Origin of the sequence: Nitrospira sp. NS4, from assembly GCF_049546785.1 — a bacterium.
GTDB lineage: Bacteria > Nitrospirota > Nitrospiria > Nitrospirales > Nitrospiraceae > Nitrospira_D.
In genome coordinates, this window is the sequence record NZ_JBMWAN010000003.1 from 503,771 (window position 1) to 520,493 (window position 16,723).

18 protein-coding genes are annotated in these 16,723 nt (G+C 57.2%); 9 read left to right on the top strand and 9 right to left on the bottom strand.

Annotated elements, in window-relative coordinates; all coding sequences use genetic code 11:
* Positions 1-15 precede the first annotated feature (15 nt).
* The 6 genes from ACO9S2_RS11105 to ACO9S2_RS11130 form a co-directional block, all read right to left on the bottom strand.
* Positions 16-921 (bottom strand): thiamine pyrophosphate-dependent enzyme, encoded by a 906-nt coding sequence (locus ACO9S2_RS11105; RefSeq protein ID WP_423722188.1) that lies wholly within the window; start codon positions 919-921, stop codon positions 16-18.
* Between the two features lie 59 nt (positions 922-980).
* The gene (locus ACO9S2_RS11110; protein WP_423722190.1) at positions 981-2,192 is read right to left on the bottom strand and encodes a transketolase C-terminal domain-containing protein; all 1,212 of its coding nucleotides are present in this window, start codon (positions 2,190-2,192) and stop codon (positions 981-983) included.
* A gap of 40 nt (positions 2,193-2,232) precedes the next feature.
* On the bottom strand, positions 2,233-2,868 hold the full coding sequence (locus tag ACO9S2_RS11115; protein ID WP_423722193.1) for a carbon monoxide dehydrogenase beta subunit family protein: 636 nt from the start codon (positions 2,866-2,868) through the stop codon (positions 2,233-2,235).
* Positions 2,869-3,183: 315 nt separating this feature from the next.
* A complete protein-coding gene (locus ACO9S2_RS11120) occupies positions 3,184-4,449 on the bottom strand; it encodes a tetratricopeptide repeat protein (RefSeq protein WP_423722195.1) in 1,266 nt (421 codons plus the stop codon).
* 92 nt (positions 4,450-4,541) lie between these two features.
* Positions 4,542-4,814, bottom strand: a complete 273-nt coding sequence (locus ACO9S2_RS11125; protein ID WP_423722198.1) for a YciI family protein — start codon at positions 4,812-4,814, stop codon at positions 4,542-4,544.
* Positions 4,815-4,876: 62 nt separating this feature from the next.
* On the bottom strand, positions 4,877-5,290 hold the full coding sequence (locus ACO9S2_RS11130; RefSeq protein ID WP_423722200.1) for a DUF2203 domain-containing protein: 414 nt from the start codon (positions 5,288-5,290) through the stop codon (positions 4,877-4,879).
* A 483-nt stretch (positions 5,291-5,773) separates the two neighbouring features.
* Between ACO9S2_RS11130 and rho the strand changes: the two genes are divergently transcribed.
* The 9 genes from rho to ACO9S2_RS11175 all read left to right on the top strand — a co-directional run bounded on the left by rho (position 5,774) and on the right by ACO9S2_RS11175 (position 14,426).
* Positions 5,774-7,021 (top strand): transcription termination factor Rho, encoded by a 1,248-nt coding sequence (rho, locus tag ACO9S2_RS11135; RefSeq protein ID WP_423722499.1) that lies wholly within the window; start codon positions 5,774-5,776, stop codon positions 7,019-7,021.
* Between the two features lie 97 nt (positions 7,022-7,118).
* On the top strand, positions 7,119-7,325 hold the full coding sequence (rpmE, locus tag ACO9S2_RS11140) for a 50S ribosomal protein L31 (RefSeq protein WP_423722201.1): 207 nt from the start codon (positions 7,119-7,121) through the stop codon (positions 7,323-7,325).
* A 99-nt stretch (positions 7,326-7,424) separates the two neighbouring features.
* Complete coding sequence (prfA, locus tag ACO9S2_RS11145) at positions 7,425-8,507, top strand: peptide chain release factor 1 (protein ID WP_423722203.1); 1,083 nt, start codon at positions 7,425-7,427, stop codon at positions 8,505-8,507.
* On the top strand, positions 8,508-9,398 hold the full coding sequence (prmC, locus tag ACO9S2_RS11150) for a peptide chain release factor N(5)-glutamine methyltransferase (RefSeq protein ID WP_423722205.1): 891 nt from the start codon (positions 8,508-8,510) through the stop codon (positions 9,396-9,398). It begins immediately after the preceding gene.
* 12 nt (positions 9,399-9,410) lie between these two features.
* A complete protein-coding gene (gene murA, locus ACO9S2_RS11155) occupies positions 9,411-10,685 on the top strand; it encodes a UDP-N-acetylglucosamine 1-carboxyvinyltransferase (RefSeq protein WP_423722207.1) in 1,275 nt (424 codons plus the stop codon).
* A gap of 8 nt (positions 10,686-10,693) precedes the next feature.
* Positions 10,694-11,398 (top strand): ATP phosphoribosyltransferase, encoded by a 705-nt coding sequence (gene hisG, locus ACO9S2_RS11160; protein ID WP_423722209.1) that lies wholly within the window; start codon positions 10,694-10,696, stop codon positions 11,396-11,398.
* A complete protein-coding gene (gene hisD, locus ACO9S2_RS11165) occupies positions 11,395-12,678 on the top strand; it encodes a histidinol dehydrogenase (RefSeq protein ID WP_423722210.1) in 1,284 nt (427 codons plus the stop codon). Before hisG ends, hisD begins: the two co-directional genes overlap by 4 nt.
* The gene (hisB, locus tag ACO9S2_RS11170) at positions 12,675-13,283 is read left to right on the top strand and encodes an imidazoleglycerol-phosphate dehydratase HisB (RefSeq protein ID WP_423722212.1); all 609 of its coding nucleotides are present in this window, start codon (positions 12,675-12,677) and stop codon (positions 13,281-13,283) included. The genes hisD and hisB overlap by 4 nt, the downstream gene beginning before the upstream one ends.
* A gap of 156 nt (positions 13,284-13,439) precedes the next feature.
* Positions 13,440-14,426 (top strand): DUF4238 domain-containing protein, encoded by a 987-nt coding sequence (locus tag ACO9S2_RS11175; protein WP_423722213.1) that lies wholly within the window; start codon positions 13,440-13,442, stop codon positions 14,424-14,426.
* Here the strand turns inward: ACO9S2_RS11175 and ACO9S2_RS11180 are convergent.
* The 3 genes from ACO9S2_RS11180 to mntA form a co-directional block, all read right to left on the bottom strand.
* A protein-coding gene (locus tag ACO9S2_RS11180) for an IS3 family transposase (RefSeq protein ID WP_423722215.1) occupies positions 14,423-15,579 on the bottom strand; the annotation gives its coding sequence in 2 pieces (ribosomal slippage) (positions 14,423-15,306 and positions 15,306-15,579; 1,158 coding nt in all). The two genes, ACO9S2_RS11175 and ACO9S2_RS11180, sit on opposite strands and share 4 nt — an antisense overlap.
* A 323-nt stretch (positions 15,580-15,902) precedes the next feature.
* Positions 15,903-16,316: a type VII toxin-antitoxin system HepT family RNase toxin gene (gene hepT / locus ACO9S2_RS11185; protein ID WP_423722217.1), complete on the bottom strand. Its 414-nt coding sequence runs from the start codon at positions 16,314-16,316 to the stop codon at positions 15,903-15,905.
* Entirely contained in the window at positions 16,309-16,704 is a 396-nt protein-coding gene (gene mntA, locus ACO9S2_RS11190) for a type VII toxin-antitoxin system MntA family adenylyltransferase antitoxin (RefSeq protein ID WP_423722219.1), read from the bottom strand. The genes hepT and mntA overlap by 8 nt, the downstream gene beginning before the upstream one ends.
* Positions 16,705-16,723 lie beyond the last annotated feature (19 nt).

A 16,723-nucleotide genomic window follows, 5' to 3' on the forward strand; every position in this document is an offset into this window, starting at 1 on the left:
TCCTCAAGGTTCGAGCTAGGCTTCCTGTGAGGCCAATTGCTTGGCGGCGGCTTTCTTTTCCTTGTCCTTTGCGGCCAGCTCGGCCAGCAATTGCTTCGCCGGTTCGCTGACGTATTCTTTGTAGGCAAACCGCTCGGTCGGCTTTTCGGAGTCCCGCATTTCCTGGAGGCCTTCCATGCTGTTCTTGCCGATTTCAAGAATACAGGGGGTGTAGAGTTGGAGATAGGTCGGGCCGATTTCGCGCGCGATATGCACGGCGTTGCGGATGACCTTTTCAATCAGGGACGGCTTGCTGACCGTGCAGTTCACGACATAATGACAGCCGGACTCACGCGCGATTTCAGGCAGCCGGACCTTGTCGAAAAGCTTCCCGACCGGTGCCATTTTTGCCACGAAGCCCTTCTGCATCAGGCCGCTCTCCTGGCCGCCGGTGTTGGCGTAGAGTTCGTTGTCGAAGCAGATGGTGGTGAATTTCTCCTGGCGGAACCAGGCTTGAAGGGTCATATCGAGACCGATGTCGACCGTGGCTCCGTCGCCGGCAAGCACGACCACATCTTTTGTTCGACCCGGGAAACGCACGCTCAGGGCGCGCTTCAGGCCTGAGGCGATGGCGTTCTGGTTGCCGAACAGCGAGTGAATGTTGTGCACGGCCACCATGGGAAACACTAAGCTGGTGCAGCCGGTCGATCCGACCATGACGGTGTCTTCCGGGTTCGGGAGCGAGGCCAGGATGTATCGGAACGCCATGGACTCAGGGCAGCCGGCACAGAGCGAATGCTGCTCGATCAATTCCTTGCTGTTTCCGATATCTTTCCAGCCACGATCTTCTTTGCCGTAGGTGGCGCTCTTCACCAGGTCCTGATAATCCGACGGCATGATGTCGTAGAGCGCTTCTGAAATCTTGATCCGTTCCTTGCTCATATATGCCTCCTCAAGGGCTGTTCCTCGGAATTAAGTAGTTTTGACGCGATGCGATCCTCTCAGCTGCCGCGACCGGCCATAGAAACTGTCTTCATTCCAAGGACCGTCTTAATTTCCTGCACGATGACTTCCGGCGGCATGGTCATGCCACCGCAGACGTGCGGGCCGGCATGCACACGCTGGGGATTCGGAATCGTGGCGCGAATTTCTTTGGCCAGCCACCCCGTCACGTTGAATTCCGGCACGAAGATGTGCTTGGCATTCTTCGTCGCTTCGCGGATTTCTTCTTCCGGCCAGGGACGCAAGGTTTTCACCTTCACCAGCCCGCAACGGATTCCCTCGTCCTCGAGGAGGCGGATGGCCTCACGGCCTTGTGAGACCGCAGTGCCTGAGGCCACGATGACGATATCGGCATCGGTGTTCTCGGCATCGATCAGTCCGTTGAGCCAGTGGATGGAATGTTTACGGGACCGCTCAACCGCCGCCCACACTTCCTGCTGCCAGGAGGCATGCGTGGCGTAGCTGATGTAATTGCTCTTCATGACGAACGGATCGCGCATCATGCGGACCGGCGGGCATTCCATGTCCATACAGGGCACTGGTGAGCGGTATGGATCGTATGGAGGCAGGCACATATCTGCCGGAGTGAGGTTGACCACGTCCTTGGTATGCGTCACGAAAAATCCGTCACAACAGAGCGCCAACGGCAGGTGCACGTCAGGCTCTTCCGAGACCATATAGCCCTTGAGAATCCAGTCGAAAAAGTCCTGGGCAGTTTCGGCATGCCAGACGAGCATACCGGTATTCAAGAGATAGGCAATTTCCAGCGTGTCCGGCTGGATCGAGAGCGGCGAATTGATACCGCGGCAGGTCACGATCATCTGGATCGGGAGTCGCGCACCGGCCCACATGGGGAAGTTCTCCATGGCGCGCATGGTTCCGGGACCTGCGGTCGTGGTAAACACCCGGGCCCCGCCGAATGCGGCGCCGGCACATTGCGACATGACGGCGAATTCGCTTTCGCCCCTGAAGTAGTCGCCGATGTAGCCCTCTGCAAAGAGTTCACCGATCAGGGCCGCGGCTTCGCTCTGCGGGGTAATCGGATAGGCGATCATGACGTCGCAGCTGGCACGTCTGACGGCTTCCTTGATGACTTCGCTACCTGTATAGAACGACGGCGTGCGCGGCGCCTCGTTCATCATCTTCCAGGTATCGGTATAGGTTTGGCCCTTCTTATTCTTTGTGCCGATGACTGAGTGTATATCTGCCATGGACCCAGCCTCCTTTCAGGCTTTCAAGGATTTCAAACGACTAGTTTGAAGCCCCGCTCTTGGCTGACGTCAGCCGTGGTTGGACGGTTCCCTTCAACTTCTTCACCCAGTCAGCCAGCTTCATGATTTTCTCGACGGAGGCGTCACGGAAGGACAGCATTGCGTCCTCATGGCCGGCCTGAGCGCACATTGCGATCGTGTAGCAGGAGGTGCCGCCGCGAATGATCTTCAGGGACAGGTTGGCCTGATGGCAGTGCACTCCGATGAACATGCAGCAATCGATTTTGTTGTGCCAGATGGTCAGGTTCGGGTGGTTGGGGTTGATTTCGACTTCGGGGTTGATCTTGGGATACTTCGGCCGGTAATCGGGCATGGGGATCAGCATGGGAGTCTGCCCAGGCTGGACGCACTCTTTCAGCGTGTTGTAGAGGTGGCGAACTGCCGTGGCTTTCTTCGCGGCCTTTTCATTCCAGGCCCATAATACGAGCGGGCCTGGGAAAATCGTCGGGACTTTAGCCATCAGGAATTGCTTGGCGGCTTCCTCATAGGCCTTGTCTTCCGACACAATGACGCCGTTAATGTGCGCTTCCCCCGGGTTCGGCAGCTGGATTCCCATGCTGGCTGCAGCGGGCGGGAGGAAGTGTTCAGGTCCTGGGAGCACGCGATATTGACTCATTACGACCTACTCTCCGGCAAAAGGGTGAATGACCTAAAAGTGACGAGTATTCTAAGATTTGACCCTCCAAATACTCTATGCTTTTTCCTCTCTCTTCTGCAACCTCGCAGAAGGCCCACCCAGGAGCGATTTAGGGCTATCAGGGGTAATGAGGGTAGGCCTTTTGAACTAACAGCTTTTCAATAGAAAAGATCGTTCGGCATCATAAAGGTTGGCATTATAGGTAAGGGACTTTTTCCTTGTCAAACTGACCTTCTCGGGCTGGACGATCAGGATGAAGCGGCAACTCTTCCCTGTAACCAACGGGTTGGAGCCCTACGGCAACTGCTCGCAGGCTTCAGAGGATCCGAGTATGCAGGCGCGCTCGAAGTCGTTTTGAGCCAGTTGTCCCTCTAAATGTTCCCGGTGAAGTCTTGCTCGCGTCAGGAGTGCGGAGGTATGCGTGGGATCTATCCGAATGACGGTGTCTAAGTCTTGAATGGCATGGGCCGGCTGGTTGAGCTTTTGATAAATGCCGCTGCGGAGGAGATAGGCCTCTTTTTGATAGGGCATCCAACTGTCGGCAACGGGCTGATCGAGAATTTTGTTCAGAGTGGTCAGCGCCGATGTCCATTGTCTGGACTTTGCCAGCTTCCTGGCGTGCAACGTGGTGACGTTGATCAGCCGGTGGCGTGCGCTATCAAAGAACGGGTCAATATCGAGAGCCTGTGCATAAGACTGTGCGGCCTCCTCTGTATCCTTCAGCCAGGAGCTGACATCGCCTCGACCGAGGAGTGCCCATGTATTCCCGCCGTCCAGTATGAGGGCTCTATCAAAGTCCATTTTGGCGGTATCGACGTATTCCGAATACTCGCTTGGGCGAGCATGATTGGAATAGGAGAGCGAAACCAGCCGGAGATAGGTCTGTCCCCTGACGATCAGCGGGTCGATATATTGCGGATCAAGTGCAACGGCTTGCGATGTCAAATCGAGCTTGAGCCGCAGATCCTTCGTATGGAGGGCGGTTTCGACCAGTGCGCGTGCGCGTTCATGGGTGTCTGACCGGCCCGGAGGCTCGACCTTCAGGGTGCGGACGCCGGCCGGCGTGGCCCTGATATTTTGCAGCTGGGCCTTCAATTCAGCGTTTTCCTTTTGAAGTTCTCGAAAGTGCTCCGTGAATCGTTCTTCCGCGTGCCGTCGGCGGATGGCTTCTTGGAGGCTGTCGAGATTGACGACTGCCCGGATGCGGACAAAGAATGCCGGACGGTCGTGTTCAAACGTACGGCGGGACTCAAGGATTTCTGTCCTGGTGATGGCAGCTGCAAGGGTGCGAATTTCCATTGAGACGGTGAGGCTCTTCTTCCCATTGCGGAAGACTTCGTGATCGTGGAACGTGGCTTCGAGGTAGATGCCGGCTTCCTCAAGGGCCTTGCGTTGTGCGCGTTGAAGTACCGCGCGTTCAGCGCTCGCCAAGGTGTCGCCGTCGGCCATGAGGTACTGTCCTTCGGCGATGATGGTTCTATCGGTGGCGTAGGCGGTCTGGACGAAAAGGACAAAGCAGGAGAAGAGACTCGCCAGAGGAAGGCTATACCTGCTAATCATGTTGCAACTATACCGCTTCGAATTGAGGCGGACAATGATCCCAAAGTACTGCCCATTTGTCGAAATGGCGTATTGATTCCGGCAGGAAGGGGCTATTTAGGAAGAACCTGCATGAACGGATGAATCTCGACGCGTTCGAATACGCCATGGACGGTGTAAGGGTCTTGCCGGGCGAACTGTTCGGCTTCGGCCTGAGTTTCGAACTCCAGAACCAGCAAGCTTCCCGCTTTGTCCGTCAGCGGCCCGGCCAAGATGACGCGGCCTTGTTGCGCTAATGGGTCGAGATTCGCAAGATGGGCAGGCCGGTGAATCTTTCGCTTCGCTTCTCCCTCAGGGCCGTCGTATCCAAGAATGACGAATTTCATAGAGTCACCGTCGATCCCCCAATCAATAGGTGTGCTGTAGATGCGCTGTCGGGAAAACGAGTTCAGGCGGGACCCTCGAGGGGACAGCGGTCGTTGTAGCCGGTCGTGACTTCATGCCACCAACGTATCTCTTTTTCCCCCAGTTTCCAGCAGAGATAGACGATTCGTCCGTCACGGAGATGAGGAAAGTCGCACAGGCCCATATCGATGTCTTTGACATGAACGCCCAGTTCGTGGATGGCATGGAGGTTGGCGCTGATCTCTTGCAGACTGCGGACATAGTGAGCGCCAACGGGAGTTCCTCCCCCTTGGTCGGCCTGTGCTGAGGCTTTCCGGATTTCGTCACGGGTCTCCATCAGGATGGCTTTTCGGCGCTGAACAGTCGCCAGATGTGATTGGAGTTGAGGGATCAACTGGTTGGCTTCGAACAGCGTAAAGACACGCTCCGGATTTTCATCGTCTCGCTCATGTGCCATGCAATACTCCTCCGGGCTGTTTACCACAGTGGAATTCCGGGTTCAATGGGACGAGAACGCACGCGGCTCAATCGGAAGGATGAGCATGAAAAATAGTGGAAACTCAGTTGACAACCGGAGAAACCATGGGTATCATTCGCCATAGCATTCCGATTTTCGCGGGCACTCTCCACGAACCAGTCAACTCTCGGAACCTGTCTCAAAGCGAAATCACACGATCTGTCGAATGTCGGGGCGCAAGGCTAAAGCCAACAAGATGTATTGATGGTCATCGATACTTCAGTTGCTTCGGAGACCACATCCTGAATTTTTACAACGAATAATCTACACCCTGTACGAATCGTCCTCTCCGACGAACTATCGCGGACTCAACCACACACTAACATCTGTTTCGAATGGTCAATCAATTTCGTGAGTCGTCCCTCATGACAACAGAGCCGAAGGCTCGATAGGAGATCTATGCAAGCGACTAAGGGCGAGGTCATGTATCTGGCGGAGTTGAAGCAGAAATCCATCGCCGATCTCAACGATGTGGCCCGCGAGCTGAAGATTGAGGGCGCGGCGAATCTGCGCAAGCAGGAGTTGATCTTTGCGATCCTGCAAGGCCAGACGGAAAAGAACGGCGTGGTCTTCGGGGAAGGCGTCCTTGAGACCTTGCCTGATGGGTTCGGTTTCCTGCGCGCCCCGGATTCCAACTATCTTCCCGGTCCCGACGATATCTATATCTCTCCTTCTCAAATTAGACGGTTCAACCTTCGCACGGGGGACATCGTCTCCGGGCAAATCCGTCCGCCGAAGGAGAGTGAGCGATACTTCGCCCTGTTGAAGGTCGAGAAGGTCAACTATGAGGACCCTGAAGTTGCCCGCGACAAAATTCTCTTTGATAACCTCACCCCGCTCTATCCGGAAGAACGACTCAATCTGGAATTTGACCGGGAAGAATACTGTACCAGGGTCATGGATCTCACGACCCCCATCGGAAAAGGGCAGCGTGGACTGATCGTCGCGGCGCCCCGAACCGGTAAGACGATGCTGCTGCAGGCCATCGCCCGGGCCATCCTGAAGAACCATAAAGAAGTCACCCTGATCGTGCTGCTGATCGATGAGCGTCCCGAAGAAGTCACCGACTGGCAGCGCCAGGTCAAAGCGGAAGTGATCAGCTCGACATTCGATGAGCCGCCTCAGCGCCACGCGCAAGTGGCGGAAATGGTTCTGGAGAAGGCGAAGCGGCTGGTGGAACATAAGAAGGACGTGGTGATCCTGCTGGACAGCATCACGCGTCTGGCACGCGCCTACAATACCATCGCCCCGCCAAGCGGGAAAGTGCTGTCCGGCGGTCTGGACTCCAACGCGCTCCAGCGGCCGAAGCGGTTCTTCGGCGCCGCCCGGAACATCGAGCATGGAGGGAGTTTGACCATCATGGCCACCGCCTTGGTCGATACCGGGAGCCGCATGGACGATGTCATCTTCGAAGAATTCAAAGGCACCGGCAACATGGAAGTCCATCTGGATCGCCGGCTGGCCGACAAGCGGATTTTCCCGGCTATCGATATCAGCCAGTCCGGTACCCGCAAGGAAGAATTGCTGGTCGACAAGGACCGGCTCAACAAGATGTGGATTCTCCGTAAGGTGCTGAGCCCGCTCGGAACCATGGAAGCCATGGAGTTCTTGATGGACAAGATCGGCGGGACCAAGACCAATCAGGAGTTCTTGCAATCCATGAACCGGTAAGGGACGCTTGTTTCTACCCCCGTCGTTCGGATAGAGTGTACCGCTCTTGGCGTGGGGCCAGGAATCTGACCGAATGTTTGGCAAGGAGTCGTAGGTTATGCAAAAGGGAATTCATCCGGTGTATCGGGAAGCCACGGTTCATTGTGCCTGTGGGAATTCATTCAAGACACGAACGACCATCGGGGACATCAGCGTCGACATCTGTGCGGGCTGTCATCCGTTTTTCACCGGCACGCAAAAGATCGTCGATACCGAAGGACGTGTCGAACGGTTCAAGAAGAAGTACGCGAAGAAGGACAAGTAGCTGCGCGACGGTTCATAGAAGAGACCCTGCTTCGCATCGAGGCAGGGTCTTTTTCTATTCTGGGGGACGGACGCGTATGACCGTGCAGAGGGGCCGAACATGATCGATCCAGTAATTCTCAAGCGTTGGGAGGCTGCGGTAGAGCGGCTTGACGAGCTGACGAGCCAGCTCATGGATCCCTCTGTCATCAGTCAGCCAGCGCTCCTGGTGAAGCTCAGTAAGGAGCGGACCGAGCTCGAGTCCGTGGCCGCACTCTTCGAGGGGTATCAGGCCTGTCTCAAGCAGTTGGACGAGGCCGCCCAGATTCTTGCCGATCCCACGGCGGGAGAGGAGATGCGGGCAATGGCCGGTGAAGAGGCGTCCGCCCTCGAACAACAGCGCAACGACATGGAAGCGCAGGCGAAGGAGTTGCTCACGCCCAAAGACCCCCGCGACGAAAAAAACATGTTTCTCGAAATCCGCGCCGGCACCGGCGGCGACGAAGCGGCGTTGTTTGCAGGGGATCTCTTCCGGATGTACAGCAAGTATGCCGAGAAAAAGGGTTTGAAGGTCGAGATCGTCGAGGCATCGGAAACCGGCATCGGCGGATACAAGGAAGTCATTGCGCTGGTCGAGGGGAAAGGCGCCTTCGGCTATTTCAAGTATGAGAGCGGTGTTCATCGGGTGCAGCGCGTTCCGGCCACAGAGGCGAGCGGGCGTATCCATACCTCGACGGTGACCGTGGCGGTGATGCCGGAAGCCGACGAAGTGGATGTGAAGATCGACCCCAAAGATCTGCGCATCGACACGTTTTGCTCGTCCGGCGCCGGCGGACAGAGTGTCAATACCACCTATTCCGCCGTTCGCATCACGCACATTCCGACCGGCGTCGTCGTCAGCTGCCAGGATGAACGGTCGCAGCTCAAAAATCGGACCAAGGCCATGCGGACCCTCCGCGCCAGAATTCTGGAGGCCGAGCAGGAGAAACAGGCAGCGGAGATTGCCCAGAATCGCAAATCGCAAGTCGGTACCGGAGAGCGGAGCGAGAAGATTCGCACCTACAATTTTCCGCAGAACCGCGTCACCGACCATCGCGTAGGCGTTACGTTGCACAAGCTGGAGCTTGTGCTGGAAGGCGATCTCGACGAAATCGTCCAAGCACTGAAGACCCAGCGCGAACATGCGGAGTCCGGAGTGGCCTGAGTGGTAACCACCGTGCTGACAGGACCATTGACCCTTGGGGTGCTACTGGCGGAAGCCCGGCAGCGGTTAGCCGGAGCCGGTGTGGCCAATGCCGCACAAGAAGCAGGCTGGTTGCTGGAGAAGGGGTTAGGATGTCGCTCCCATCACCTCATGACACAGTCGGATCGGGAGATCTCGATCGAGCAGCGCGCATCGGTTCGGAGCCTGGTTGAACGACGCGCCCGCCGTGAGCCGCTCCAATATATTCTTGGCACACAGGAATTCTGCGGGCTGGAGTTCGCGGTCGGTCCGTCAGTCTTGATTCCGCGACCGGAGACAGAGCTGCTCGTGCGTGAAGTGGTGCGGCAGACTGGTGCCCACCATGCCTCGATGCTCGTCGATGTCGGGACAGGTTCAGGCTGTCTGGCGGTGACGCTGGCGACTACTCTCAGGGGATCGAAAGTGCTGGCGATCGATCGTTCGGCAGACGCCTTGCAGGTGGCGAAACAGAATGCGGCTACGCACGGGGTTCTGGAGGGAATCGAGTGGCTGCACGGGGACCTGCTGGCGCCGCTGGCGGGGCGCGGGTTGGAAGAACGGGTTGATGTCATCGTCTCAAATCCGCCCTATATCGCCGAGCGGGACTTGCCTGGACTCCAGCCGGAAGTTCAGATGTTTGAGCCTCATATGGCGCTGGTGAGCGGTCCGTTGGGGACGGAGTTTCATCGGCGATTGCTCCAAGATGCCCCGGCCTTCCTGGTTCCAGGAGGGAGGCTCATGATGGAAATCGGTCAGGGGCAGGCGGCAGCGGTGCGAGCATTGGCGCAGGATATCGGGGGCTATGCGCCGGTGGTCTTGGTCGAAGATGCGGCCGGCATCGAGCGCGTCGTGATCGCGCAGAAAGTGGGATAAGGCGGCTCTACGATGGATCACATTGTCATCACGGGCGGGAATCGGCTGCAGGGGGAAGTGCCGATCAGCGGAGCAAAGAATTCCGCCCTGCCCATTCTGGCCTCGACGATTTTGGGCGGCGGCGAGTGTGTCATTACGAATCTTCCTCGCGTCGTCGATGTGCTGACGATGGGCAAATTGCTTGGCATGCTGGGGGCCACGGTCGTTCATGAAGGCAATCGCGCGGTCATCAAGGCCGATGCGATTCATTCAACGGAGGCTCCCTACGACCTGGTCAAAACCATGCGGGCATCGGTGCTGGTGCTGGGCCCGTTGTTGGCCCGGTGGGGTGAAGCGAAGGTTTCGCTGCCGGGTGGATGCGCCATCGGTTCACGTCCGGTCAATCTTCATTTGGCCGGTTTGGCAAAATTAGGAGCTGACATTTCCATCGAGCATGGGTATATCACCGCTACGGCCAAGCGGTTGAAGGGGGCCCGGATCTATTGCGATACCCCGACGGTGACGGGAACCGAGAACTTGATGATGGCGGCGTCCCTCGCGGAAGGGACCACCGTCATTGAGAATGCGGCGAAAGAGCCTGAAATCAATGATTTGTCCGAGTTTCTGTGCCGGCGAGGTGCCCGGATTGCCGGTGCCGGGACCGATATTCTGACCATCGAAGGGGTGCAAGAGCTGCAAGGCGGTGATCACGATGTGATCCCAGACCGGATTGAAGCGGGGACCCATCTGGTAGCCGGGGCCATCACCAGGGGCGATGTGACGATTACCAACTGCCGGCCGGCTCATCTGGAAGCGCTCTTGATGAAGCTGCGTGAAGCCGGTGCCGATATTCAGGCGGGGCATGACCGGGTTCGTATCAGGGTGACAGGAAGGCTCAAGGGAACCGATATCCGGACCTTGCCGTTCCCGGGGTTTCCGACCGACATGCAGGCGCAGATGGTGGCCGTGATGGCGCTGGCCGAAGGCACCAGTGTGGTGACTGAAACCGTCTTTGAAAGCCGGTTCATGCATGTGGAAGAGTTGCGGCGAATGGGGGCGGACATTCGCGTAGAAGGGAACCGGTTGATCGTGACCGGCCGGCCTACCCTGACGGGTGCGCCGGTGATGGCATCGGATCTGCGCGCAAGCGCCGGATTGATCCTGGCGGGGCTCGCGGCGGAAGGGACCACGGAAGTTCAGCGGGTCTATCACCTCGATCGAGGCTATGAACGTATCGAAGAAAAACTGCGGGCGGTAGGGGCGGTGATTGAACGCCGAAAGGCGAGGACGTCGCCGACCATGCGGTAGGGGATGCTATGCTGACGATTGCACTGTCGAAAGGAAAGCTGATCGAGCCCACGCTGGAGCTGTTCCGCCGGGCGGGGTACGAAGGCGCCGGACTGGTCGGGGAAAGCCGGCGGCTGGTGTTTCCCTGCCCTGAAATCGGCATGACGTTTCTGATCGTGCGTCCGAGCGATGTCCCGACCTACGTGGAATATGGCGGGGCCGATGCCGGGGTGGTTGGCAAAGACGTCTTGATGGAGCAGGACAGCGACGTCTATGAACCATTGGATTTACTCTTTGGGGCGTGTAGAATCTCGGTCGCTGCGCTCCGGGCAGAAGTCGCGCGGGACCGGCTCTCGTCAAAAGTCCGCGTGGCCACGAAATACCCCAGGATCACCGAGCGGTTTTTCAATCAGCGCGGGATCCCGGTCGAAATCATCAAGCTCTACGGGTCGATCGAGCTGGCGCCGGTGGTCGGACTAGCCGACCGGATCGTCGATCTCGTCGAGACCGGCAGTACACTGAAGGCCCACGATCTCGTCGAAGTCGACGTGATCGCCCAGTCCACCGCGCGCTTCATCGCGAACCGGGCCAGTTTGAAACTGAAACACGAGCCGTTGATGGAGCTGATCCGCCGGCTCCGGAAAGCGGTTGCGGCGTCACACACCGCCCAGCCATCGAAGAACGGCAGCCCGGCATCGACCGGCCGAGCCAAGAAAGCGAAGGCCCGCGCATGAAGATTCTCACTCAGGCAGATCGATCCTTCGCCTCCACGCTCAAGAAAGTGGCGATGCGCGGGAGCGTCCAAAGCGGCGCGGTTGAGAAAGTCGTCCGGACCATTCTGCAGGCGGTACAGCGCGGCGGTGATCGGGCTGTCCTCCGCTACACGAAGCAGTTCGATCGCGTTACGCTGAAGGCGGAGGCGCTGCGGGTCACGCCGGAAGAAATCAAAGAAGCCTATCACCACATCAGAAAAGACGAAGGCGACGCGCTGCGTTTTGCCGCGCAACGGGTGATCTCCTTCCATGAGCGGCAGCGGACCAAAACCTGGATGTACCAGGACAACACGGCAACGCTGGGGCAGGTGGTGACGCCGGTCGATGCGGTGGGCGTTTATGTGCCGGGCGGCAAGGCCGTCTATCCCTCATCGGTGCTGATGTGCGCCATTCCCGCGAAAGTGGCCGGCGTGAAACGGATCGTGATGGTGACGCCGCCGCAGAAGGGCGGCATCAATCCATACTTGCTGGTTGCGGCTGATATCGCGGGGGTCACAGAAATCTATCGTGTCGGGGGTGTGCAGGCTGTTGCAGCATTGGCCTATGGGACGAAGACGATTGCGAAGGTCGATAAGGTCGTCGGGCCAGGCAATATCTACGTGGCCACCGCCAAGCGGCTGCTCTATGGGACGGTGGGGATTGATATGGTCGCCGGCCCGAGCGAGCTGCTCGTCGTCGCCGATGAGGATGCGAAGCCCGAACATGTCGCCGCCGATCTGCTCTGCGAAGCCGAGCATGACGAAGACGCGCAGGTCTTTCTCGTGACGACGTCCGAACGGCTGGCGAAGGACGTGTCCAAGCTCATCGGCAGTCAGTTGAAGGGGCTTCAGCGCGAGAAGATTGCCGCCAAGTCCATTGCGCGGCACTCCGTCGCGTTTGTGGTGCCTACGCTCGATGAGGCAATCGAGGTGGCGAACGAGATCGCCGCCGAACATTTGACTCTCTCCGTGGACAATCCCTTTGACTATCTGGAGAAAATCCGGCACGCGGGGGCCTTGTTCCTGGGGCGGTATACGCCGCCCTCCGTGGCCGACTACATTGCCGGGCCGAACCACGTGTTGCCCACCGGCGGGTCGGCGCGGTTCTTCTCGGCTCTGTCCGTGAACGACTATGTGAAGACCAGCAACATCGTGCATTACACCAAAGAGGAACTGAGCAAGGTGAAAGACCATCTCGTGCGCCTCGCGCATATTGAAGGGTTCGACGCTCATGCCAAGTCGGCCCAAAGCAGGTTCTCATGAAGACCAACGGATCGGCACCTCGACAAGCCTCGATACACCGTGCGACGAAGGAAACGGATATTTCTGTCGAATGGACGCTGGATGGCAGCGGACTGGGTAAGATCGACACCGGCATCCGCTTCTTCGACCACATGCTGGAGCTATTGTCCAAACACGGCTTTTTTGATCTCACCGTCAAGGCCAAAGGCGACATCGACATCGACGAACACCACACGGTCGAAGATGTCGGCATCGTGATGGGCAAGGCCTTGCATCAGGCGCTGGGAGAGAAGGCGGGGATTAAGCGATTCGGGTTTGCCTCGGCGCCGCTTGATGAGACGCTGGCTCAGATCACCGTGGATCTCAGCGGCCGGCCCTATCTTGTGTACAACGTGGCGTTGCCGGATCGGAAGATCAAATCGTTCGACCTGGGCCTCTTCGAAGACTTCTTCCAGGCCTTCGTCACCCATGGCGGGCTCAACCTGCATGTGAATCTGCTGTACGGCCGCAACCCGCACCACATTATGGAGGCTATTTTCAAAGGCCTGGCCAAGGCCCTCGATCAGGCCACCATGCCGGAAGAGCGGCTGGCCGGAAAAGTCCTCTCGACGAAGGGGTTGCTATAGCTGAGTAGGAGCAGTGAAGTAGCGTGTCTATTTTGAAGGGGCAGGTTTCTGAAAAGGAACCTGCCCTTTGTGTTTTGAATTTATTTAAGGGCAATTCTTGAAAGTCTAATGGCGTAAGGCTGAACTTAATCTTGCCTCTCTGTTGTATAAGTTCTTATGGCATATAAACGGAATCACTACGTGCCTGAGTTTTATTTGAAGAGCTTTTCGCTGTCGGTGTCCGGTCGTCGGAAACCGATGATTTGGGTTTACGACAAAGATGGAGGCTCAACACGACAGCAATCTGCGAAAGATACCGCTGTAGTGAGGGATCTCTACACCATTCGAAATGTTGAGGGTGTGCATCCTCACTTTCTGGAGCATGAATTTGCCAAATACGAATCAGCTGTCAAGCCAATCCTTGAACGATGGAAGGAGCCTGACGCAAAGCCTGCAGTGAAAGAAATTTTTGTGGTTTCTCAATTCCTCGCATATTTATACCTTCGTGTGCCAAGAACTATAGATGCAATCAAGCAGATTTCTGCGCATTCTAGCATCATCAGTCTGGAGAATTTGGCGAGAGATCCTGAGCGGCTTTTGAAGGCCTTTGAATGGCTTCGGTCGAATAAACAACCTAATCTGACCATGCAGGAATTGCGAGAACTTGCGGAGAACGTTGAGCAGCGATTTGAGGTCAAGGTTGATGACATATTTGCTTTATGTACAACGCTTCGAATGTTTGAGACGGTTGAGAAGCGACTTCGTAAACTGTATTGGTGTCTGAGCGCAGCTCCGCCCACGACTGAATTTATTACCTGTGACTCTCCACTCGTGGTCGTGTTTAGAGAGGAAGGCAGGATGGGATTGGGCGATGGTTTTGGCCATCCCCATGTTGAAGTCTCTTTCCCATTATCTCCTAGGGTTTGTCTGACGCTAGAGCGGAAAACCAACTTGAAAAGGAGAACCCTAGGAGATGGCCGAGTGCTAGAGATAAATAGACGGGCTGTGGCAGTAGCTGAGCGGTACATCTTTTCTGCTCATAAGAGTGATTACACAGAGAGGCTTGTAAGAGCCTTTGCCTTTACCAGGCAGACGCCAAAGGTGAGTAAGAAAGCTTTGCGCGCTCATTTTGACCTTCCCCCAATTCCGTGGACACCTGGTTAAGCGACTGCCGCCCTCGCTTCGTACTCGACCGGGGAGTGATAGCCGAGGGTTGAGTGCCGTCGCTGCCGATTGTAGAACACTTCGATGTATTCGAAGATGTCCTGCTTGGCTTCGTCTCGTGTGGCATAGTGCCGATGACAGACCAGCTCACGCTTCAGCGTCCCGAAGAAACTTTCGACGCAGGCGTTGTCCCAGCAGTTGCCTTTACGGCTCATGCTGGGAATGAGGCCGTACCCCGTGAGTACCCGCTGATAGCTCGTGGCGGCATACTGACTGCCGCGGTCCGAATGGTGCACGAGCCCCGCTGTGGGGGCCCGGTGCGCCAATGCCATCATGAGGGCCTGTTCGGCCAGATTAACGGTTAATCGCTGGCCCATGGCCCCCCCAACCACTCGGCGCGAGTATAGATCCAGCAGGACCGCCAAGTAGAGCCAGCCCTCCAGGGTCCAGACGTAGGTGATGTCTCCAGCCCACACCCGATTCGGCGCCGCGACCGTGAACTGGCGATCGAGCGTGTTGGCGGCCACGGGCAACCGATGATTCGACTGGGTAGTGGCGCGCCATTTCTTCACGGTCTTAGCCAGGATCCCTTCGACGCGCATCAGCCGGGCGACGCGATGCTCGCCAATGCGCTGGCCCTGCTTGAGCAGCGCATCCCAGATACGGGGACTACCGTAGGTCTCGCGGGACTCTCGATGAATCACCCGGATGGCTGAGAGCACAGTTCTGGCCGACACCGATCGGGCACTCTCAGGCCGTGCGCGCCACGCATAATAGCCTGCCGCCGAGACGGCGAGCGCCCGGCACATCAGGCGGATCGGATAGCGACGGTCATGCTCCTGGATCGCGCGGTATCTCATTGGGATTCCCTCGCGAAGAACGCCGCCGCACGTGTTAAAAAAACCCGCTCCTTCTTTAGCGTCTCATTTTCCCGCTTGAGCCGGGTCAGTTCGTCCTGGTCGGCGCGCATCGACTGGCGCGTCTGGCCCTGGGCGTCAGCCTGGCGCTGCTCGCCCCGCCAGCGGTAGAGCAAATTATCTCCAATCCCGAGTTCCCGCGCTACCTGGGCCACCGGCCGCCCCGATTCTCGTGTGAGCCGAACGGCTTCGGATTTGAACGCGTCGGTAAATTGACGTCGTGTGGGTGTTGCCATGCTGACCTCCAATTTCACTATTCTCCCACTTATGGAGGTGTCTGTGAAATCAGGGGAAGATCATTTCGAGTCCAAGCCGGGGGAGATAAAGGAGTAGGGGAGGTCTGATTAATTCCCGATTTCGATCAGCCAACCTTCAAAACACAGGGAATCCGACGAGGTCAGTGCCTGGAATTGCAAATTAATCAGACCTTTCCTAAGAGAAGGAATGAAGTGGCAAGATTACGGGGCCACTGTTTCACAATGCCTTTGGCCACGAATTCTTCTTGGAAAATCCGTTCCGATTAGGAGAGATGGATTGACCAATTAGTCTGATGGCTGAATTAGGAAAGCGCTTTGACGATGATCGAGGAGAATGCGCGGAAGTCTTCCAACTGCTTGGTGATAATGGCTTGAACCACTTCCAGATTTAGGCGGGTGTATTCGTGCACGGCTATGTTGCGGAAGCCAACCATCCGTTGCATGCGGATAGCGAGATCGGCTGGCAGGATGCCGGCAGTTTGCAAGAGTGTAAACGCGTCACGACTTTCCTGAGGGGCTCCAAGACGGCGTTGGTTGACCACGTACATGGCAAGGTCAATGGCGGTTTCACAGGCGCGCTGAAGGTTTAAGATGATGGCGTCCCGTTTGGTCTTGTTCGCCACCAGATTCTGATTATTCCCTGCATACTCTTCGAGAATGCGCTGGAGGCAGCGTTCGATGCTGGCTGCTTTGTTGAGAATGACGTCGTCAGCCATAGACTATCCCGCTCTCAGCGATCCTCTTTAAGATATCCCGCCGTTCCTCATTCAGCCTGGCATAGTCCGAATAGGCATACATTTCGAATTCCCGTCTGGCCGACTCGTCCGGCGCATCGAGGCACGTACCCGTCGAGATGACCTGCATTCGCATGACCGTTGACGCGCTGCGCAAATCGACGAGATCGACATCGCGATGGAGTTGGATGGCCAGCTCTTGGGCCAGTTCGAAGCGACGCATTCCGGGGATCGGGTCGCGGGCGAGCAGGGCGAGATCCACGTCGCTGTCCGGACGAGCGGTCCCTTTCGCCTGAGAGCCGAAGCGGTATAGGGCGATGAGTCCTGGGACGGACTTTCTGAGGTATTCGGTCAGTGCAGGATCGTCCATATTCGCGCTGCCTTTTGTG

Coding starts and splice junctions, on each gene's coding strand:
- hisD (WP_423722210.1), top strand. CDS start 11,395: ATGAAGATTCTCACTCAGGCAGATCGATCCTTCGCCTCCACGCTCAAG.
- rho (WP_423722499.1), top strand. CDS start 5,774: ATGTATCTGGCGGAGTTGAAGCAGAAATCCATCGCCGATCTCAACGAT.
- hepT (WP_423722217.1), bottom strand. CDS start 16,316: ATGGCTGACGACGTCATTCTCAACAAAGCAGCCAGCATCGAACGCTGC.
- ACO9S2_RS11175 (WP_423722213.1), top strand. CDS start 13,440: ATGGCATATAAACGGAATCACTACGTGCCTGAGTTTTATTTGAAGAGC.
- ACO9S2_RS11105 (WP_423722188.1), bottom strand. CDS start 921: ATGAGCAAGGAACGGATCAAGATTTCAGAAGCGCTCTACGACATCATG.
- ACO9S2_RS11110 (WP_423722190.1), bottom strand. CDS start 2,192: ATGGCAGATATACACTCAGTCATCGGCACAAAGAATAAGAAGGGCCAA.
- ACO9S2_RS11120 (WP_423722195.1), bottom strand. CDS start 4,449: ATGATTAGCAGGTATAGCCTTCCTCTGGCGAGTCTCTTCTCCTGCTTT.
- murA (WP_423722207.1), top strand. CDS start 9,411: ATGGATCACATTGTCATCACGGGCGGGAATCGGCTGCAGGGGGAAGTG.
- rpmE (WP_423722201.1), top strand. CDS start 7,119: ATGCAAAAGGGAATTCATCCGGTGTATCGGGAAGCCACGGTTCATTGT.
- ACO9S2_RS11130 (WP_423722200.1), bottom strand. CDS start 5,290: ATGGCACATGAGCGAGACGATGAAAATCCGGAGCGTGTCTTTACGCTG.
- ACO9S2_RS11115 (WP_423722193.1), bottom strand. CDS start 2,868: ATGAGTCAATATCGCGTGCTCCCAGGACCTGAACACTTCCTCCCGCCC.
- mntA (WP_423722219.1), bottom strand. CDS start 16,704: ATGGACGATCCTGCACTGACCGAATACCTCAGAAAGTCCGTCCCAGGA.
- hisB (WP_423722212.1), top strand. CDS start 12,675: ATGAAGACCAACGGATCGGCACCTCGACAAGCCTCGATACACCGTGCG.
- hisG (WP_423722209.1), top strand. CDS start 10,694: ATGCTGACGATTGCACTGTCGAAAGGAAAGCTGATCGAGCCCACGCTG.
- ACO9S2_RS11125 (WP_423722198.1), bottom strand. CDS start 4,814: ATGAAATTCGTCATTCTTGGATACGACGGCCCTGAGGGAGAAGCGAAG.
- prfA (WP_423722203.1), top strand. CDS start 7,425: ATGATCGATCCAGTAATTCTCAAGCGTTGGGAGGCTGCGGTAGAGCGG.